15 protein-coding genes and 1 tRNA gene are annotated in these 17885 nt (G+C 72.3%); 9 read left to right on the top strand and 7 right to left on the bottom strand.

Annotated features, from left to right (window positions below):
• The first annotated feature begins 49 nt into the window (after positions 1-49).
• Positions 50-125: transfer RNA gene (locus AH6_RS17865), tRNA-Thr, on the top strand.
• A gap of 51 nt (positions 126-176) precedes the next feature.
• On the opposite strand, the gene AH6_RS17860 is transcribed toward AH6_RS17865, so the two are convergent.
• Entirely contained in the window at positions 177-1484 is a 1308-nt protein-coding gene (locus tag AH6_RS17860) for an aspartyl protease family protein (protein WP_083983060.1), read from the bottom strand.
• Positions 1485-1836: 352 nt separating this feature from the next.
• Here AH6_RS17860 and AH6_RS17855 point away from each other — a divergent pair, with 352 nt between their 5' ends.
• Both AH6_RS17855 and AH6_RS17850 read left to right on the top strand, forming a co-directional pair.
• Positions 1837-2421 carry a TMEM165/GDT1 family protein gene (locus AH6_RS17855; RefSeq protein WP_067481207.1) on the top strand — a complete coding sequence of 195 codons (585 nt, stop codon included), beginning with the start codon at positions 1837-1839 and terminating at the stop codon, positions 2419-2421.
• A gap of 39 nt (positions 2422-2460) precedes the next feature.
• Positions 2461-3723, top strand: a complete 1263-nt coding sequence (locus tag AH6_RS17850; protein ID WP_245679360.1) for a YibE/F family protein — start codon at positions 2461-2463, stop codon at positions 3721-3723.
• Positions 3724-3730: 7 nt separating this feature from the next.
• On the opposite strand, the gene AH6_RS17845 is transcribed toward AH6_RS17850, so the two are convergent.
• Together AH6_RS17845 and AH6_RS17840 are read right to left on the bottom strand one after the other, a co-directional pair.
• Positions 3731-4111, bottom strand: coding sequence for an SSI family serine proteinase inhibitor (locus AH6_RS17845; protein ID WP_157431544.1), 381 nt, complete (start codon positions 4109-4111; stop codon positions 3731-3733).
• Positions 4112-4304: 193 nt separating this feature from the next.
• The gene (locus AH6_RS17840; protein WP_067481202.1) at positions 4305-4697 is read right to left on the bottom strand and encodes a MarR family winged helix-turn-helix transcriptional regulator; all 393 of its coding nucleotides are present in this window, start codon (positions 4695-4697) and stop codon (positions 4305-4307) included.
• Positions 4698-4798: 101 nt separating this feature from the next.
• Between AH6_RS17840 and AH6_RS17835 the strand changes: the two genes are divergently transcribed.
• Positions 4799-6253: an MFS transporter gene (locus AH6_RS17835; RefSeq protein WP_067481200.1), complete on the top strand. Its 1455-nt coding sequence runs from the start codon at positions 4799-4801 to the stop codon at positions 6251-6253.
• Positions 6254-6320: 67 nt separating this feature from the next.
• Here the strand turns inward: AH6_RS17835 and AH6_RS17830 are convergent, their stop codons facing one another.
• Positions 6321-7199, bottom strand: a complete 879-nt coding sequence (locus AH6_RS17830; protein WP_067481198.1) for a LysR family transcriptional regulator — start codon at positions 7197-7199, stop codon at positions 6321-6323.
• Between the two features lie 288 nt (positions 7200-7487).
• Here AH6_RS17830 and AH6_RS17825 point away from each other — a divergent pair, with 288 nt between their 5' ends.
• Positions 7488-8630, top strand: coding sequence for an MFS transporter (locus AH6_RS17825; RefSeq protein WP_245679359.1), 1143 nt, complete (start codon positions 7488-7490; stop codon positions 8628-8630).
• Positions 8631-8909: 279 nt separating this feature from the next.
• On the opposite strand, the gene AH6_RS17820 is transcribed toward AH6_RS17825, so the two are convergent.
• The gene (locus AH6_RS17820) at positions 8910-11468 is read right to left on the bottom strand and encodes a VIT domain-containing protein (protein WP_067481196.1); all 2559 of its coding nucleotides are present in this window, start codon (positions 11466-11468) and stop codon (positions 8910-8912) included.
• Positions 11465-12466 (bottom strand): helix-turn-helix domain-containing protein, encoded by a 1002-nt coding sequence (locus AH6_RS46645; protein WP_281180251.1) that lies wholly within the window; start codon positions 12464-12466, stop codon positions 11465-11467. The genes AH6_RS17820 and AH6_RS46645 overlap by 4 nt, the downstream gene beginning before the upstream one ends.
• Positions 12467-12604: 138 nt before the next feature.
• Between AH6_RS46645 and AH6_RS17810 the strand changes: the two genes are divergently transcribed.
• The 4 genes from AH6_RS17810 (at position 12605) to AH6_RS17795 (ending at position 17155) form a co-directional block, all read left to right on the top strand.
• Positions 12605-13345 (top strand): nuclease-related domain-containing protein, encoded by a 741-nt coding sequence (locus AH6_RS17810; RefSeq protein WP_067481194.1) that lies wholly within the window; start codon positions 12605-12607, stop codon positions 13343-13345.
• A gap of 220 nt (positions 13346-13565) precedes the next feature.
• Positions 13566-15089: an RNA polymerase sigma factor gene (locus tag AH6_RS17805; protein WP_067481191.1), complete on the top strand. Its 1524-nt coding sequence runs from the start codon at positions 13566-13568 to the stop codon at positions 15087-15089.
• A 41-nt stretch (positions 15090-15130) separates the two neighbouring features.
• A complete protein-coding gene (locus AH6_RS17800) occupies positions 15131-15790 on the top strand; it encodes a hypothetical protein (protein WP_157431542.1) in 660 nt (219 codons plus the stop codon).
• Positions 15791-15889: 99 nt separating this feature from the next.
• A complete protein-coding gene (locus tag AH6_RS17795; protein ID WP_245679358.1) occupies positions 15890-17155 on the top strand; it encodes an NlpC/P60 family protein in 1266 nt (421 codons plus the stop codon).
• A 156-nt stretch (positions 17156-17311) separates the two neighbouring features.
• Here AH6_RS17795 and AH6_RS17790 read toward each other — a convergent pair whose 3' ends face one another.
• Positions 17312-17803, bottom strand: a complete 492-nt coding sequence (locus AH6_RS17790) for an inorganic diphosphatase (RefSeq protein WP_067481184.1) — start codon at positions 17801-17803, stop codon at positions 17312-17314.
• Between the last annotated feature and the right edge of the window lie 82 nt (positions 17804-17885).

Here is a 17885-nt window from a genome sequence, read left to right as displayed (position 1 = left end):
CCCAAGACCCGGTAGACTGCTGCCCGCCGCACGCACACACGTGCGGCCGGCCGCCTTAGCTCAGTCGGCAGAGCGATTCACTCGTAATGAATAGGTCATCGGTTCGATTCCGATAGGCGGCTCCACCAAAGAGGCCCCTCCCGAGTACTCGGGAGGGGCCTTCTTGTTGGCGGTGGTCAGGTGGCTTTGCCTCGGGTGATGTACAGGTTCATGCCGGTGAAGTCGAGGGTGATGTTGTAGGGCTTCCAGAAGCTGTGGGCGAAGTGGCCGATCGTGTCGAAGCCGGGGCCGTAGGGCCAGGGCACGTTCAGCGGCATGGTCGGGTCCATCTCGCAGTAGACCTCGTTGGCGACGGCGTCGCCGATGCGGATCTCCTTCGGGTAGCAGGGGTAGGTGACCGTTGCGTGGCTGTGGGCGGCGGTTTCGAGCGGGCGGTCGTAGTCGGTGCGGATCCGCAGCTGCTTGGCCACCTCCCCGGGCATGCCCGCCGTGTTCTCGCCGGCTCCGCCGAAGTTCACACCCATCACCCGTGGGCCAGAGGTGGCGATGTTGCCGATGCTGTTGACGTCGTGGTCGCGGGACAGCCATAGCGGTAGGGGCCTGGTTCCCGATCGTGCGGCGTCGGCGCGTACCTTGGCGGCTGCTTCGGGGGTCGGGCGGCGCAGGATCAGGGACCGGTCCGCGTAGTCGAAGGTGGTCAGCAGGTGGTAGAAGACCCACGTGCCGATCATGCCGTCGTTGCCGGTGTCGGTGGCTTCGCCCGACTCCGGCGCCGACCAGCTCACGGGGACGTTGCGCAGCTCGATGCCGCCCAGCTTGAAGGAGTCCAGCACCCCGTAATACACCCAGAGGGACTGGCCTTCGAACTCGGTCTTTTCCTTGTAGACGGGTTGCAGTCCCGCTTCCTTGGCTGTCTTCGCGGTCACGCCCAGGTTCGGGGCGCCGGTGTAGAACGTGAAGCGCTTCGGTGGCCCGCCGTTGACCGAGGCTTCTACCAGCGGCATCGGGTCCGTTTGCAGCCATTTCACGCGGCCGATGTCGCCGTGGATTTGGTACGGCCTGCCGCTGATCGCCGCGAACCATTTGGCGTAGCCGGTTTCGCCGGCCGCTTGCCAGCGCGGCGCGGAGAGGGCGAATTTGTCCTGCCGGATGTAGTAGTCGCCCAGCAGGCTGTTGGTCTCCTTGTCGTCGGGCGCCAGATCGAGGGCCATCGTGAGGTACTTCTCGGCCTCGGGGAACTTGTTGGCCAGCAGCCCGACGTAGCCGCGCTGGCGTGCCGCGCGCAGGTTCGTGGGGTCCTTCTTCAGGATCTCCTCGTATGCGCGGCCGGCCTGCTCGAACTTTCCGGCTTTGAACAGTGCGTCCGCGTCACCGCCGTTGGCTCGTGCCGTCTTGCCCAGCAGGGGTGTGGTTGCGGCGGCACCTGCCACCACGGCTGCGCCCCGCAACAACGAACGCCGGTTCCAGCTCCCGTCTACGGCCATGGTTTCCCTCTTTCGTTGGCATGGACCATGCCTCCACTGAAGGCCGAGGAGTGTTGCGGTGATGTATGCGAATTTCGATATGCCTGCGATACACCTGGCCCGAGTGGTGGTTCCGGTACGCTGGTCCTTGGCGAAGGGGAGTAGTCCCGAACTGCCGAGTGGCCGACATGCTGGCTGCCCCTAGGGGTGGCCCGGTCCTCGGGCCGTCCCTAGGGGCGGTGGACGAGACCTTCGGTCTGGTAGGCGTGCTCGGCTCTTCGGCCGGGTGCATTCGTCGTGCCGGGCCGAGCGGTCCTCCCAGCCTTCCGGGTGCGACGGTGCGGTCGGGCACCTGGGGGAGGGCCGTCCTTTCATGTCGTTCGATCTCGCCACGTTCGCCACCGCCTTCGCGGTGATCTTCCTGGCCGAGCTGCCGGACAAGACCATGTTCGCCTCGCTGGCGATGGGCACCCGCATGCGTCCGCTGTGGGTCTGGTTCGGCACTTCCAGCGCCTTCGTGGTGCACGTCGCGATCGCCGTCGCGGCTGGCAGTGTGTTCTCGTTGCTGCCCAAGCCCTTGGTCCAGATCGTTGCGGCGGTCTTGTTCGCCTTTGGGGCTTATACCTTGTTGCGCGGTGGTGATGATGAAGGTGAGGACGTGGACGCGGGGCGTAAGGTCACCGGGTTCTGGCCCACCTATCTCACGGCGTTCATGGTCGTTTTCGTGGGGGAGTGGGGCGATCTGACGCAGATCACCACCGCCAACCTGGCCGCCACGCGCGGGCCGCTGTCGGTGGCGCTGGGGTCGTTGCTGGCGCTGATGGCGGTGTCGGCGCTGGCGCTGGTGGCCGGGCGCTTCATCGCCGACCGGGTTCCGCTCAAGACGGTGCAGCGGGTCGGCGGGGTCGTCATGATTGCCCTGGCGGTCTGGTCGTTGTTCGAGGCGGTCACGGGATGACGAGGATGGTGCGGCGTGGGCGCCGGGCATGATCATGGGGTGCGGAGGCCCGGTTCGCCCGGGGCGGTGCGGGCCTGCCTGGCGGTGATCGTCCCGCTCGCCGTGGTGACGCTCGCCGCGCTGGTGTGGATGTGGCCGGACGCGCCGAAGGCGGCCGGCGCGCCGTCCCCGGGCATGAGCAAGATCCACGGCAAGGTCGTCGGGATCGTCCTCAAGCCCTGCCCCAAGCAGGTGGGCCTGGGCGCGGAGGGGGAGCCGAACGGCACGGGCGGCACGGCCCCGCCGCCGGACCCGCGCAAGTGCGGGGATGCCCAGATCGAGCTGACCGAGGGGTTGGAGAAGGGCCGGGTCATCACCACGCCGCTGCCGTCCGGGCCGGGCAGCCAGCGCTTCGAGACCGGCGACAAGGTGATCGTGCTGCACCTGGCCGACGCTCCCGGGGACAACCCGTACCAGCTGTCGGACCACGACCGTTCCGGGCCGTTGTGGCTGGTGGGAGCGGCTTTCGTGCTGGCGGTGGTCGCGTTCGGGCGGTGGCGCGGGCTGACCGCACTGGTGGGGCTGGCCGTCACGTTCGTGCTGCTGCTGAAGTTCCTGATCCCGGCGGTGCTGGCCGGGGAGCCGCCGCTGGCGGCCGCGATCGTCTGCGCCGCCGCGATCATGCTGGCGGTGTTGTACCTCACGCACGGCTTCACGGTGCCGACCTCGATCGCGGTGATCGGCACCCTGGCCAGCCTGACGCTGACGGGCCTGCTGGCCTGGGCGGCGATCGGGCTGACCCACCTCAGCGGGATCACCGACGAGAGCTCGTTCAACCTGGACCTCAGCTACCAGATCAGCACGCAGGGCCTGCTGCTGGCGAGCATCATCATCGGGTCGCTCGGCGTGCTGGACGACGTCACCGTGACCCAGGCGGTGACCGTCGGCGAGCTCGCGCACGCCAACCCGGCCTACCGCTTCGCGGAGCTGTACCGGGCGGGGGCGCGGGTCGGGCGGGCGCACATCGCCTCTGTGATCAACACCATCATCCTGGCGTACGCGGGGGCCTCGCTGCCGCTGCTGCTGCTGTTCAGCATCGGCCGGCAGCCGCTGGGCGAGGTGCTCACCGGCTCGGTGGTCGCGCAGGAGATCGTCCGCAGCGTCGCCGGGACGCTGGGGCTGATCGCGGCCGTCCCGATCACCACGGCGCTGGCGGCCCTCGCCCGCACGCGGAACCGCGAGGCCGAGGCCGAGGTCGTCGAGGAAGTGAAGCCGGAGAGGCCGCGCCGGGCGCCCGCTGCCGAGCCCTCGTTCTGGGACTAGCGGCCGCTCATCTCCAGAACCGGAAGACCGGTCCGGTCGCGGCGTCCATCACGCAGGCGTTGGCGTAGGTGCGGCTCCACCGGACCGGTCGGCCGTACCAGGCGCCGGTCGCGACGGCGGTGACCGGGGCGTACTCCTTGGTGCAGCCGTGCGGGTCGCCGGGCAGCGCCTCGAAGTCCCCGCGGGCGGTGGCGAGGTCGGCGCAGGCCTGCTCGCCGTGCGGGTGGTTGCCGAGGCCGCCGGGACACGCGAGGAAGGCCCCACGGTCGGGTTTGGACTGTCCGGTCACCTTCAGGTTGAGCTCCGCGCCGGGTGGGGCGACGGTGGCCTGTGCGGGGAGGGCGGTGAGAAGGGCGATGGTGCCGGCGAGCACGGGGGTGCTGCGCATGTGAGTCTCCACGGGGGTGCGTCCGGTCATGTTGTGGAAACTCAGTGTGACTGCGGTGCTGCCGGTGGCACATCGGTTCGGGGAGTTGTGGTCGCTTGCCTGGGATTGGCAGGGTGCTGACCTGGGAGTGCGTAACGCCGCCGGAGTATGGACGGTCTGCCGCGGTATGTCGCGTGGAGTGAGCGGGGGCGCGTCAGCCGGTGGCGGCGGGGGCCCGGTCCAGATGCTCGGCGAGGACGTCCAGGTGGACCTTGCGGGCCTCGGCGTGGACGCGCAGGCCCGCCTCGGTGACCTTGACGAAGATGCCGCGCCGGTCGGCCTCGCACAGGGCGCGCTCGACTAGGCCGTGCTTCTCCAGGCGGGCCACGGTCCGGGACAGGGCGCTCTGGCTGAGGTACATGTCGGCGGCGACCTCCTGCATGCGGAGCTTGTCGCAGCCGGCGCTGACGAGGCGGTCGAGCGTCTCGTACTCGCTCATGCTCAGGCCGGACGACTCCTGCAGCTCGCGGTCCAGATGGCAGGCGATGGTGTTGTAGCTGGTCAGCAGCGACCGCCACTGGCCGATCAGCTCAGCCTCGGACTTCATGCGCGCATCATACCATGCGCGCGCAATAGATGCGTCCGAATTAGATTCTGCCGAAATTAGTGCTTAGACATTTGATGCGTGTGCATGTACTGTCCTCCGACGTGACCATCACCGAAACCTCCCCCGTTTCCGTCACCCGTGAGCCGGGCGGTGCCGCCGAACCGGCGCAGCAGGCGTGGACCCCCAGGTTGTGGGGCGTCCTCGCGGTGTTGTGCGCCGTGTTGTTCCTGGACGGCCTGGACGTCTCGATGGTGGGCGTCGCGCTGCCCTCCATCGGCACCGAGCTCGGCCTGTCCACCACCTCGTTGCAGTGGATCGTCAACGGCTACGTGCTCGGCTACGGCGGGCTGCTGCTGCTCGGCGGCCGCACCGCCGACCTGCTGGGCCGCCGCCGGGTTTTCCTGATCGCGCTCGGCGTGTTCGCCGCGGCGTCCCTGGTGGGCGGGCTGGTCGACAGCGGCCCGCTGCTCATCGTCACCCGCTTCGTCAAGGGACTGGCCGCCGCGTTCACCGCGCCGACCGCCCTGTCCATCCTGACCACGACCTTCCACGAGGGACCGGCGCGCAACCGGGCCCTGTCGGTGTTCTCGGTCTTCGGCGCCAGCGGCTACTCCTCGGGCCTCATCCTGGGCGGGCTGCTGACCAGCTTCGGCTGGCGCTGGACGTTCCTCACGCCGGTGCCGCTCGCGATCCTGGCCCTGGTCGCGGGCATCGCGCTGATCCCCCGCGACAAGCCCGCCGCCGGCGGTGGGCACGACGTGGTCGGCGCGGTCACCCTCACCGGCGGCATGCTGCTGGCGGTCTACACGGTGGTGTCGGCGCCCGAGCGCGGCTGGCTGGACCCGCTGACGGTCGGCTCGGTCGTGCTGGCGGTGGCGCTGCTGGTCGCCTTCGTGATCACCGAGAACAAGGTGCGGCACCCGCTGATCCGGCTCGGCATCCTGCGGGTCGGCAGCATCGTCCGCGCCAACCTCAGCATGATCGCGCTGTTCGGCTCCTACCTGAGCTTCCAGTTCATGATGACGCTCTACCTGCAGGACGTGCTGCGCTGGTCGCCGCTGAAGATGGCGATGGCCCTGCTGCCGGCGGGCCTGCTGGTCGCGGTCGTGTCCCCGTTCATGGGCCGGCTGATCGACCGGTACGGCACCCCGCGGCTGATCCTGGCCTCGATGGGCTCGCTCAGCCTCGGCTACGTCTGGTTCCTGGCCACCGCCGGGAACACCCCGCACTACGCGTTCACGGTCCTGCCGACCATGCTGCTGCTCGGCGGCGGGTTCGCGTTCGGGTTCAGCTCGATCATGGCGCAGGCCACCGACGGCATCGACGACTCCGAGCAGGGCCTGGCCTCCGGCCTGGTCCAGACGTCAGGGCAGGTGGGCGCCGCCCTGGTGCTGGCCGCGGTCACGGCGCTGGTCGCCGGGGGCGGGCACGCCGGGAACGACTTCGGCCAGTTCCACCCGGGCGTCAATCTGGTGACCGGGGTCGGTGTGGTCGGCCTGCTCCTCAACGTGGTCCCGCTGGTGTTGCGGCGGCGTGCGGAGACGGTGACCGCCTGACGCCGTCCGATCCGCGACTCGATCGACCCGCAGACCCCCGGCTGTTCGCGCCGGGGGTCTGCGGGCGTCAGGGGTCTGTGCGTGCGCCGAGGGCGTCGAGGAAGGCGGCCGCGGCGGGCGACGGGGTGAAACGGCTCCAGATGAGCATCTCCACGCGGGCCGGGGCGTCCCGGACGCAGAGGGTGCGCACGCCCTCGATCTGCGGGGTGAACGCGGCGGGCAGCATGGTGACGCCCAAGCCGGTGCGCACCATGCGGATCATCAGGTCGCCGGCCGACACCTCGAAGGGCACCTCGCGCCGGACGCCGGAGGCGGCGAAGGCGTGGTCGGACTGGGCGCGGCCCACCGTGCCCGCCGGGAAGTCGATGAACGTCTCGCCGGCCAGCTGCCGCAGCTCGATCTCCGTCTCGCCGGCCAGCGGGTGACCGGGCCACACCACCGCCATCAGCCGGTCGTGGATCAGCTCGCGGTGCTCGACGCCGGGCGGCGCGGTGCCCGGCAGGACGCCGAGGAACGCCGCGTCCATCGAACCGTCGCGCACCTGCTCGATCAGCAGCTCGCTGGCCATGGTGCGCAGGCTGATCCGCACGTGGGGATGGCTCTGGTGGTACTCCTTCAGGACGGTGGGCAGGTCCACGGCGGCCAGGGTGGGGATGGCGCCGATCGCCAGCCGCCCGCGGATCTCGCCGGTGGCGGCGGAGACCTCGGCGCGGGCGCGCTCGGCGGCGTCCAGGGCCTGCCGGGCGGCGGGCAGGAAGGCCGAACCCGCGGGGGTGAGCCGGACGCGGCGGCTGGTGCGGTCGAACAGGCGCGCGCCCAGCTCGCGTTCCAGCTTGGCGATCTGGTGGCTCAGCGCCGACTGGACGACCAGGCACCGCTCGGCGGCGCGGGTGAACGAGCCGGTCTCGGCGACGGCGACGACGTAGCGCATCTGCTGCAGTTCCACGCACCTATCGTGGATCGTGATCGTTGAGATGACAAGCATGTGTTGGACTCATGGATCTCCGCGCGCCAAGCTGAGGGCATGACGACGTTCCCCCTGAACGCAAGGCCCGCGACGGCCCCTGCCGCGTCGGTCCCCACTGCGTCAATCCCCGCTGCGCCGGTTCCTGTTGCGCCGGTTCCTGCGGGGCCGGTCTCGCCCGCCGCTCCCGTTTCCTCTGTTCCCCCGGTCTCTTCGGACGTTCCGGCCGCCGAGGGGAAGGCCGGGCTGGGGCGTGGACTGCTGCTGCTCATGTCGGCCGCCACCGGGTTGTCGGTGGCCAGCAACTACTTCGCGCACCCGCTGCTGGACCTGTTCAGCCGGGAGCTCCAGCTCGGCACGTCGATGGCCGCGATGATCGTCACCGCCGCGCAGATCGGGTACGGCGTCGGGCTGCTGCTCCTGGTGCCGCTGGGCGACCTGCTGGAGCGGCGGGGGCTCGCGGTGGGGCTGTTCGGGGTGACGGCGCTGTCGTTGCTGGTGTCGGCGGCCGCCCCCAACGGCACGGTGCTGATGGCGGGCACGATCCTGACGGCGTTCGCGTCGGTGGCCGCGCAGGTCCTGGTGCCGTTCGCGGCGGCGCTGGCGGCGCCCGCCGAGCGGGGCCGGGTCGTGGGCACGGTCATGACGGGCCTGCTGCTGGGCGCGCTGTTGTCGCGGACCGTCTCGGGCGGCCTGTCGGAGCTGGGCGGCTGGCGGACGGTCTACTGGGTGAACGCGCTGCTGATGGCCGCGATGGCGGCGCTGTTGTGGCGGTTCCTGCCGCGCATGAAGAACAACGTGGGCCTGTCCTACCCGGCGCTGATCCGCTCGACGGTCATGTTGTTCAAGGAGGAGCCCGTGCTGCGGTGGCGCGCGGGGATGGGCGCGCTGTCGTTCGCGGGCTTCAACGGTGTGTGGGTGGCACTGGCCTTCCTGCTGGCCCGCCCGCCCTACGGCTGGTCGGAGGCGGCGATCGGACTGTTCGGCCTGGTGGGCATCGGCGGTCCGATCGCCGCGTCGGTCGCGGGCCGGCAGACCGACCGGGGCCGGGTGCAGCTGGTGACCGCCGTGGGCGCGACCGGGATGCTGGTCTCCTGGGTGCCGCTGGCGTTCGGCGCGCACTCGTTGCCGCTGCTGCTGGGCGGCCTGATCCTGCTGGCCCTGGCCCAGCAGGGCCTGCTGATCGCGAACCAGAACGTGGTGTACGCCCTGCGCCCGGAGGCGCGGAACCGCCTGAACTCGGCGTTCATGACCTCCAACTTCGCGGGCGGCGCGGCGGGCTCCTTCCTGACCTCGGTCGCCTGGGTGCGGGCGGGCTGGACGGGGGTGTCGATACTGGGCGCGACCTTCGCGGCTGCGGTGCTGGTGTTGTGGTTGCTGGAGCGGGCGCGCAGCAAGACCAGCACCTCTTGACGCCCCTTGGGAGTGCGTCACGCTGTGGTGTGCCCCGCTGTGGTGTGCCCCGCTTGGGCGGCGTTCCTTGAGGTGTGCTTCTTGGATGGCTCCTTAGGCTGGCCGCTGGTCCGCTGGTCCCCAGGCCGTAGGTGGGGTAGGTGGGGCAGGCCCACAGGTAGGGCGGGTAGGGCAGGGCCGCAGATTCGTAGGGGATGTGCCCCGCCGTGCGCGGGCGTGTGGCTTTGGTGTGCACGGCGGGGCGTGTTGTTGGTCGCGGGTGGTGGGGTTCGAGCAGGGTCAGGGGCGGCGCTTCCAGAAGGGGCGTGCGGGGGCGCTGCCGGTGAAGCTCTGCAAGGTGTCGACGGCCTGGGCCCAGAGCTCGTCCAGGTGGGGCGGGAGCGGGGCGGCCGTGGCGGCGGCCTGGAGGGCGTCCAGCAGGAGCGTCAGGGACTCCGGGGTCTGGGCGGACAGGTCGTCGATCACCTGCTGGAGGACCGGCAGCAGGTGGGCCAGCAGGTGGTCGCGGCGCTGGTCCTGAGGCGCGGACTGCAGCTCCCTCAGGCGGGTGAGCTCCTCGGTGAGGCGCTGGCGGGCCTGGGTGAGTTCGGTGGACGCGGCGGGGTTGGAGCGGCGGCTCCAGTGGTTCCTGCGGCTGCGGCGTTCGATCTTGGGTCCGTCGGCGAGGAAGTCCGGCACGTCCATGTCGTCGGAGCCGAGGTCCGCCGAGCCGTAGCCGGTGCCTCCGGCGGGCGGGCGGCCGCTGCCACGGGGCATGGGGGGCATGGGGGGCGGGGGCGAGCCGGGAGCGGGCGCCGGGGGCGGGGCCATGGCGGGTGCGGCCGCCGTCGCGCCCGGGGCCATGGGGCGGGGCATGGCCGCCATCATCGGGGCCGCGCCCCAGCCCTGGGGGAGCTCCACCGGCTGGACGACCTGGTGCGGGATCTCGCCGCCGGTCGCCACCTGGTCGTCGACCGCCACGAAGGCGGTGAACCGGCACAGCACGTTGAAGCGCAGGGACGTGTCGACGATGCGCTTCTCCAGCTCGGGCGAGTCGGCGACGGCGTAGCGGTCCTCCAGGTCGCGCAGGTGGGCGCGGGCCCAGATGGAGGTGGCCGGGGAGCCGTCGGTGCGGGTGGCGTGCGCCTGTTGCGCCCAGGGGGCGCCGTCGGGGGTGGTGCCGCGCACGGTCAGGCTGCCGGTGGGAGCGCCCTCGTAGCGGCCCGAGATGACCAGCGGCACGCCGGGGAACAGGGCGCCGAGGCGGCCGGGGGCGACGGTGCCGGGGACGAGGGTCAGGCCCTCCGGGTGCAGGGAGAGGTCGGTGACCAGCGGGGCGCCGATGCGGTGGTGGATGTGGTCCATCACCTCGTCCAGGCGGTCCTCGGACTCGACCAGCTCGCAGCGGCCCTGGCCCGCCTCGGCGAGCCTGGTCAGGAACCCGGCGTTGACGGCGCGGTCGATGCCGACGGTGTGGACGCGCACTCCGCGCAGGCGGGGGGTGAGGCGGGCGAGGATCTGGTCCTCGTTGCCCACCTGCCCGTCGGTGATGAGGACCAGGACGCGGTCGCGGGCGGAGTCGAAGAGCATGCCGCACGCCTCTTCCAGGGGGGCGAGCATCTCGGTGCCGCCGCGCGCGTCCAGCGCGGCCAGGTGCTCCACGGCGCGGAACCGGTTGCGGTCGGTGCCGTCGGCCAGGCCGGGACCGAGGGCGCGGGGCCGCTCGACGGTGTTGTCGAACGACAGGACCGCGAACCGGTCGGCGCCGGTGAGGGTGTCGACGATCCGGGAGGCGGCGCGGCGGGCCGCGATCATCTTCCAGCCGTGCATGCTGCCGGACCGGTCGAGGACCAGCACGACGTCGCGCGGGCGCGGGCGACCCGTGCCCGAGGGCAGGACGGTGAGGGTGAAGGTGCCGCCGGACGAGTGGGGGCTCACTGCGTCGCTGGCCGGGTGTGGGTTCGCGTCGTCGCCAGTTGAGTCGTCCCTGTTTCCCAGGCTGCTTCCGGCCGGGGTGCCGGTGTCCGGGGTGAGGGCGAGCGCGGCGGCCGGGCGGTCCTCCTGCGGTGTGTAGGCCAGGCGCAGGAGGAAGTCCCGGTCCAGGCGCTCGCCGGGGAGGAGGCGGACGGTCGTGCCGCTCGTGCCGTCCTCCTCGGAGGTGACGTGCAGCGCGGAGCGGATCTCGGCGAGGGGGAGCCCGGCCGGATCGATCTCCGCCGTGATCGACAGGCGCACGGGGTTGGGGAAGCCCGGCAGCAGGACCGGCGGCGTGATGCGGGAGGCGTCGGGGGCCGCGTCGGTGTCGGGGGCGGTGCCGGGGCCCGCGGGGGCGCCGTCCAGCGGCGCCCCGGGGATGTAGCGGGGCGCGACCACCAGGGGGAAGCGGAACGTCGCGGCGCCGTCGTCGGTCTCGTAGGGAAGCGGCTGGTCGAGCGTCAGGCGGACCGTCACCCGCTCGCCCGGCAGGATGTTGCCGACCCGCATGGAGAAGACGTCGGGCCGGTCCTCCTCGGCGATGGCGGCGCGCTTGCCCGCCGCGATGGCGGTGTCGTAGTCCTGCCGGGCCTGGCCGCGCTCCTTCAGGACGCCCTCGACGATCCGGTCGGCGGCCTCCATCCGCAGGCCCGTGACGGCGGCGCGGTCGGGCAGCGGGAAGACGTAGGTGGCCTCCAGCGGGACGTCGAAGGGGTTGCGGAAGCCCTGGGTGACCTCGACGCTCGCGGCGAGGCCGGTGATGGCGGCGCGCACGTCCACCGTGTCCAGCGGAAGGTTGCCCCTGTTGGTGATGAGGGCGCCCAGCCCGCCGTCGGGGGCCGGGACGGTCTCGGGCTCGGGCAGAGAGGTGATGCGCACGGTCACGTGGACCTCCCGGAGAGTTGGGTGGGGGGTGCGGAGATCAGGCCGCGCCTGCGCAGCTCGTCCAGCAGGGGACGGGCCGCGTCCTGGATCGCGGCGACGTCGTCCGGGGTCAGCGAGGCGACGTCGAGGAGGACGGTCAGGTCGGGTGCCAGCCGTACCGCCTGCACGACGGCCGGCGGGGTGGGGACCACCTCGACCTGGAGGTGCGAGGGAGTGGCGATGTCGAAGGTCGGCTTCGGCGCGGTGCTGGAGGGCGGAGCGGCGGGGGGAGGGGGGGCGGTTTCGGAGGTGGCTCCGGAGGCGGCGCTTTCGGGGGGTGGTGCGGGGAGGACCGAAGGAGGTGCTGTGCCGGGGCGGGTGGACCAGAAGCGGGAGCGGGGCGTGTCCGTGTGGGGAGTGTCGGCTTCCTGGGCGCTGGGGGTGGGGCCCGGGGTGCTGGCGTGAGAAGCGGGCTCAGAAGTGTCGGCAGGTGACGGAGATGGTGGGGTGACCTCGGCCTGGTCGGTGTCGGGGGTCTGGTGCTCGGCCTCGGTGTCGGGAGTGGGGTCGGCCACCTCGGGATGGGAGACGTCGGCCGCAGGAGCGGGTGACCGGGGTGGTCCGGTTGTCGGAGCGGGTGGCCGAGGCGGGTGGGGCGCAGGCCCGTCGGCGCTCGGAGTGCCGAAGGCGCCGGGGTGGGGTGAGGCCGGGAGGGCCGCGATCCGTTCGAGCATCGTGTCGGTCGCGGCGGCCAGCTCCACCTGGATCTCGGCGATCGTCCGGCCCGCCGACTGGCGGCGTTTGACGGCGACGATCTGCAGCAGGTGGCGCGGGCCGTAGAGCGCGACGCGGCCCCGGCGGCCCAGCGGCGGGTCGACCAGGCCGATCGTGGTGTACCAGCGGATCAGCCGGGCGTTGGGCAGGTCGCGCACCCGGCCGTTGGCCTGCACGGGCTCGACGGCGAGCAGTGCCGCCGCGGCTCGCTCGGCCAGTTCGCCGATGGTCCAGGTACCGTCCATGACCCCATGATGACACTGTAATCATGACAGTGTCAATAAAGCTTTCTCGCGATGGGAGCACGAGAAGGTCAAACTCCTTGAAGGTTGGGGTCGGCTGGCGCACGCTTGCTCCTTCAAGGCACGGGAGAGGGGCCTGAGGTGCGCAGCAGTGGGGGTGCGTCCAACGCCGGCGCCTCCGCGTGGGCGCGGTACCGCGCGCTCGCCGCCGAGCATCGCCGGGAGCGGCTGCTGGTCCAGGGCGTGCTGGCGGCCGGGACCGGTGTGGTCGCCGCGGGGGTCGCCGTGTGGTGGGCGGGGCCCGCGGTCGCCGTCGTGGTCTTCGCCGGATGCGTGTTGTACGGGTGGACGCGGTCCGGGCCGATGGCCGACTGGCGTCAGGGGGCCGTGGCCGAGCGCCGGACCGGGCGGCGGCTCGCGCGGCTCGACCCGGCCGGTCACCACGTGTTCCATGACCGGGCGCTGCCGGGGGCGACCACCAATCTCGACCATCTGGTGGTCGGTCTGACCGGGGTCTACGCGATCGCCAGCCGACGCTGGGCGCGGGGCGCCCGCGTCCGGGTCGAGGGGCGGCGGTTGTGGACGGGGCGGCGTCCGGTGGGGAGCGTCGGCGCGGCCGGGCGGGCGGCCCGGACGGTCGCCGAGCTGCTGTCGGCCGAGCTCGACCACCAGGTCGTGGTCACGCCGATGGTCGCCGTGCACGGGGCGCGGGTGCCGCGCGGCGGGCTGGCGCACGGGGAGGTGCTCGTGCACGCCGTCCGGGAGGTGCCGCAGGTGATCACGGCGCGCGCGGTGATCTTCACCAGTGCCCAGGTCGCCACGATCGCGGCGGCTGCGGAACGGCTCCTGCCGCCCATGCTGGAGGAATCGCCGGACGAGTGAGACCGCTTTTCGTGGTGCCTCGATTCTGTTTACGTACGGTGTGTGATCGGATGCGTTAGGCGATTCGTGCCTGTTCGCGCCGCTGCTCAACAAGTGGGGCGAGTTAGGCATTTCCGGCTAATGTGATGATGGGGAAGCATCGGGATTGGCTCTCGAACGGCTTCTCCCGAACTTGGGAAAACGGCGGTGAGACGCGCGCCGAGCCTTTACCTTTCTCGTCATGAACGACCATCACCTGGTCGCGGCTCTGCGCGCCCGGGAGCCCGGTGCGCCGGACGCGGTGTACGCCGCCTATGCCGACCGGCTCTACGCGTACTGCTGGTTCCGGCTGCGCGGTCGGGACGCGGCCCAGGTGGCGTTGCGCGACACGTTCATCGTGGCCGAGGCGCACATCGACCGGCTGCGCGACCCCGCGCGGTTCGGGCCCTGGCTCTACGCCATCGCGCGGCTGGAGTGCGCCCGCCGGCCCGTCGCCACCGACCGGGCGCCCGACATCGCCGTGGCCCGCCACGACCAGGACGACGTCGATCGGCGCATCACGGCGTGGCAGGCGGTGCTCGGCATGCCCGCCGCCGGCCGGGAGATCCTCGACCTGTGGGTGCGGCACGGGCTGCCGGTGCCCGAGCTGGCGGCCGTGCTGGGGCTGACGGTACGGGAGACGCAGGCGGCCCTGGAGGAGGCGCACACCGGTCTGGAGGCGGCGTTGACCTCCGAGCTGCTGGCCGTGCAGGGGCCGTACGGGTGTCTCGAACGCGGCGTGCTGCTGCGCGAACGGCGCGGCGGACCGTGTCCGGAGTCGAGTGCCCGGCTGTTGCGCCACGCTCGTATGTGCCCTGAGTGCGGCCCGTTCCGGCCCGATCCCGTCTCGCCCGCCAAGGTGTACGGGCTGCTGCCGCAGGCCGTTCCGCCCGACGCTCTGCGCGCGCGGGTCGTCGCCTGTTTCATGGACCCCGAGCTGGTGGGATACCGGCTGTTCGTCGCGACGCGGCTGAGCGCTTTCCGACCGGACGGGTTTCCCGCGATGCCCCGGCGCGCCGAATTCACATGGCGCGGACGGAAGGACTCCCACAGGCACGGTGCGGCGACGGTGCGGCTCGGTGTCGCGCTCAGTGTCAGTGTTCTATTGATGGGCGGGGCGGGAGCCGTCCACCTGACTGGTCAGCAGAGCAAGGACGGTGGGCCGGTCTCGGACAACCAGCGTCGGCCCTCCGTGCCGCCTTCGGTCGCCCCTCCCGCGCACGCGGGGGAGCGGACCGTCGAGAGCCAGGCCACCGTTCCGGTTTCGGCCATCTACCCGTTGGGAGCGACGAACTCGGCCGCCCCGCCTACGGCGCTGTCCTCTCCGCCGCCTCGCCGGGACTACCAGTCGGCTCCCGGTGAAAGTCCCGTTGCGCCGCTGCCCTCTGGCGTGTCGCCGACGAATCCGCCCCCTGGCGCCTCGCCCACCGAACGGCCTACGACGCCTCGGCCTCCCACCGAACAGCCCACGACATCTCAGCCGCCCACGTCGCAACCGCCGTCGCCCAGTACGCCGCCCGGCAGCTCTGAACCGCCCTCTTCGCCGCCTCCGCCCAGCAGCGAGCCTCCGCCGCCGAGCGAGCCCCCGCCGTCGAGCGAACCCCCGGTCGATCCGTCGCCGAACGATCCGCCCAGCGGCCCCTCGCCCAGCCGGACGTCTCCCGGCGCGTCGGGCGGCCCGCCCGCCGACCGGCACGACCCGGAGCCGCCGGGGCCGGGCGGCTGAGCGTGGGCGAGCCCGCGTTCCTGCCACGGCCGGACGCCCGGGTGACCCCGCCACCGGTCACGGCCGCGCTGCTCCGCCTCGTCACCGAGGTCCAGCGGGCCGCGTGGCCGCTCTGGCTCGAACCGGCCGCCCGCGCCCGCCGCGAGGTCGCCGAACTGTGCCGCCTCCAGACCGCCCGCGGCCTCACCGTCCTGTCCTGGCTGGCGCTCGGCGCGCAGGACGGTGGCGGTGGCGCGGACGCCGGGCCGCCCGATGACCTGGCCTGGCTCCTGGCCACCGGCCGCCTGACCGGCGCCCGCCAGGAGCGCATGTACGCCGCGGCCGCCCTCCTGCCCGCGCCCGTGCGGGAACTGGTCGTCGCCAACTGGACCTGGGCCCTCGGCTCGCCCCACGGCGGCCCCGCCACCGCCGCGTTCCTGGCGGGCGTCGCCTACCCCGAGGACGGCTACTCCGCCGCGCACGCGACCATGGCGCTGCTGCGCCTGTGGGAGCGCCGCCCGGAGACGCGGCCCCCGCTCGCGGCGGCGTGGGCGGCGACCCGCACGGCCTCCGACTGGTGCAAGGCCGCCGAACTGCGGTCGGCCTACGGCGCGCCGGTGCCGATTTTCACTTATCCGCGGGCCGCGCTGCCGTCCGGAACGGCGATACGCCCCTGGATAGCGCGATTGCTGGGACTGCCGGACCACCGCGGCGGTGAGTAATTCCTGCGGTCTGCGGGACGGAAGTTCAGAATGTCACCACGGTCAACTACTCTCGGTATCTCATTGCTTGCGTTGGGTGAATCGCGGCAGGGGAGGACCGTGTTTCCATCACCGAGCACCACCGCGGGACGGCGGTCCGGGTCCCGCCCCGCCCGGCGGCTGGTCGCGCTGTCCTCCGGCGCGGCCCTGACCCTGACCCTGCTGGTCCCGGCGGCGTCGGCGCGCCCGGCGGCCGAGCCCGCGCCGAGCGCGCAGGACGTGAAGGAGAGCGAGCGGCGCGTCCAGGACCGGGCCGCCGAGGTCGGCAAGGTCAAGGCCATGCTGGCGCGGGCCGACGGCGAGCTGGAGCGCCTCGGCGTCGCCGCCGCGTCGGCCGTGGAGCGTTACAACGGCGAGCTGGTGAAGCTGGAGCGCGCCCGCGGCACCTACCAGGAGACCCAGCGGCGCGCGGCCGAGGCGCAGCGCCGGTTCCAGGAGGCGCAGGCCGAGCTGGCCGCGTTCGCCGCCGACGCCTACCAGGCGGGCACCGGCTACAACTCCTGGGCGGCGACGGTCGCGGGGCAGGGCGGCCCGCAGGGGTCGATGGACCGCGCCGGGCTGCTGGAGATGCTGGCGCAGCGCCGTGCCGGGATCGCCGAGCACGTCAAGGCGGCCCGCACCGTCGCCGAGCTGTTCCGCAAGCAGGCGCGGGAGGCGTACGAGGAGCAGCACGCCGCGACCGGGCGCGCCGCCGACGCCAAGCGCGCCGCGCAGGACGCGGTGGCGCACCAGCGCGAGGCCGTGCAGCGCATCGAGGCCGAGAAGCGGGAGCTGGAGGAGCGGCTCGGCAGCGAGCGCGCCCGCGCGGCGGCTCTGGCACGGCAGCGGCAGGCCGCCCTCGAACGCGCCGAGGCGTTGGCCGCGCAGCGCAACTTCCGGGGCTCGGGACGTTCGGCCGCCCTGCTGGGATCGGAGTCCGGACGCGGCGGGACGGTCGTCCGGTACGCGCTGAAGTGGCTCGGCACGCCCTACTCCTGGGGCGGCGGCACGGCGGGCGGTCCCAGCTACGGCATCGAGCACGGGTCGGGCATCTACGGCTTCGACTGCTCGGGTCTGGCGCTGTACGCCTGGAGCAAGGTCGGCGTGCGGCTCGACCACTGGACCGGCACGCAGTGGACGTCGGGGCCGCACGTGCCGCTGAACCAGCTCCGCGCCGGTGACCTGGTGTTCTTCGCGAACAACACCGCGGACCCCGACACGATCCACCACGTGGGGATCTTCATCGGCAAGGGGCGCATGGTGGAGGCGCCCTACACCGGGGCCCGGGTGCGCATCTCCAGCATCTACCGCAACGGCCTCATCGGCGCGACCCGCCCGGCGGGCTGACGGGAGGCGGGGCCGCGAAGCCGACCGGAGGCGGGGCCGGGAAAGGGTGCGGACAGACAGGAACCCCTCCGCACGAACGCCATCGTGCGGAGGGGTTCCCGCGGGTCGCGCCGCGGACGGCGGGGAGCGGATCTGCGCCGTCCCGGGTGCTCGGCCTCAGTGGCCGCCGGTGTCGGCGAAGCGCTTGCGGGAACGCTCGACCTCGGCCTCGGCCTCGACCCGGCCGACCCAGTTGGCGCCCTCCACCGACTTGCCCGGCTCCAGGTCCTTGTAGACCTCGAAGAAGTGCTGGATCTCCAGGCGGTCGAACTCCGGCACGTGGTGGATGTCGCGCAGGTGCTCCATCCGCGGGTCGGTCGAGGGCACGCACAGGAGCTTGTCGTCGCCACCGGCCTCGTCGGTCATCCGGAACATGCCGACGGCGCGGCACCTGATCAGGCACCCCGGGAAGGTCGGCTCCTGGAGGATCACCAGGGCGTCGAGCGGGTCGCCGTCCTCGCCCAGGGTGTCCTCCACGAAGCCGTAGTCGGCCGGGTACTGGGTGGAGGTGAACAACATGCGGTCCAGCCGGATGCGGCCGGACTCGTGGTCCACCTCGTACTTGTTCCGGCTGCCACGCGGAATCTCAATGGTGACGTCGAATTCCAAGATGTCCTCCGCTCCCTGCGCGGTCGCAGTGAATAGTCTTTCGGGAGTCTGTGCGGGTGAGGCCGACCCCCACAGGGTTGGG

Source organism: Actinomadura hibisca NBRC 15177 (genome assembly GCF_001552635.1).
Lineage (GTDB): Bacteria > Actinomycetota > Actinomycetes > Streptosporangiales > Streptosporangiaceae > Spirillospora > Spirillospora hibisca.
The sequence above is the reverse complement of the archived record's forward strand: the minus strand, read 5'-3'. Positions and strand labels throughout refer to the sequence as shown.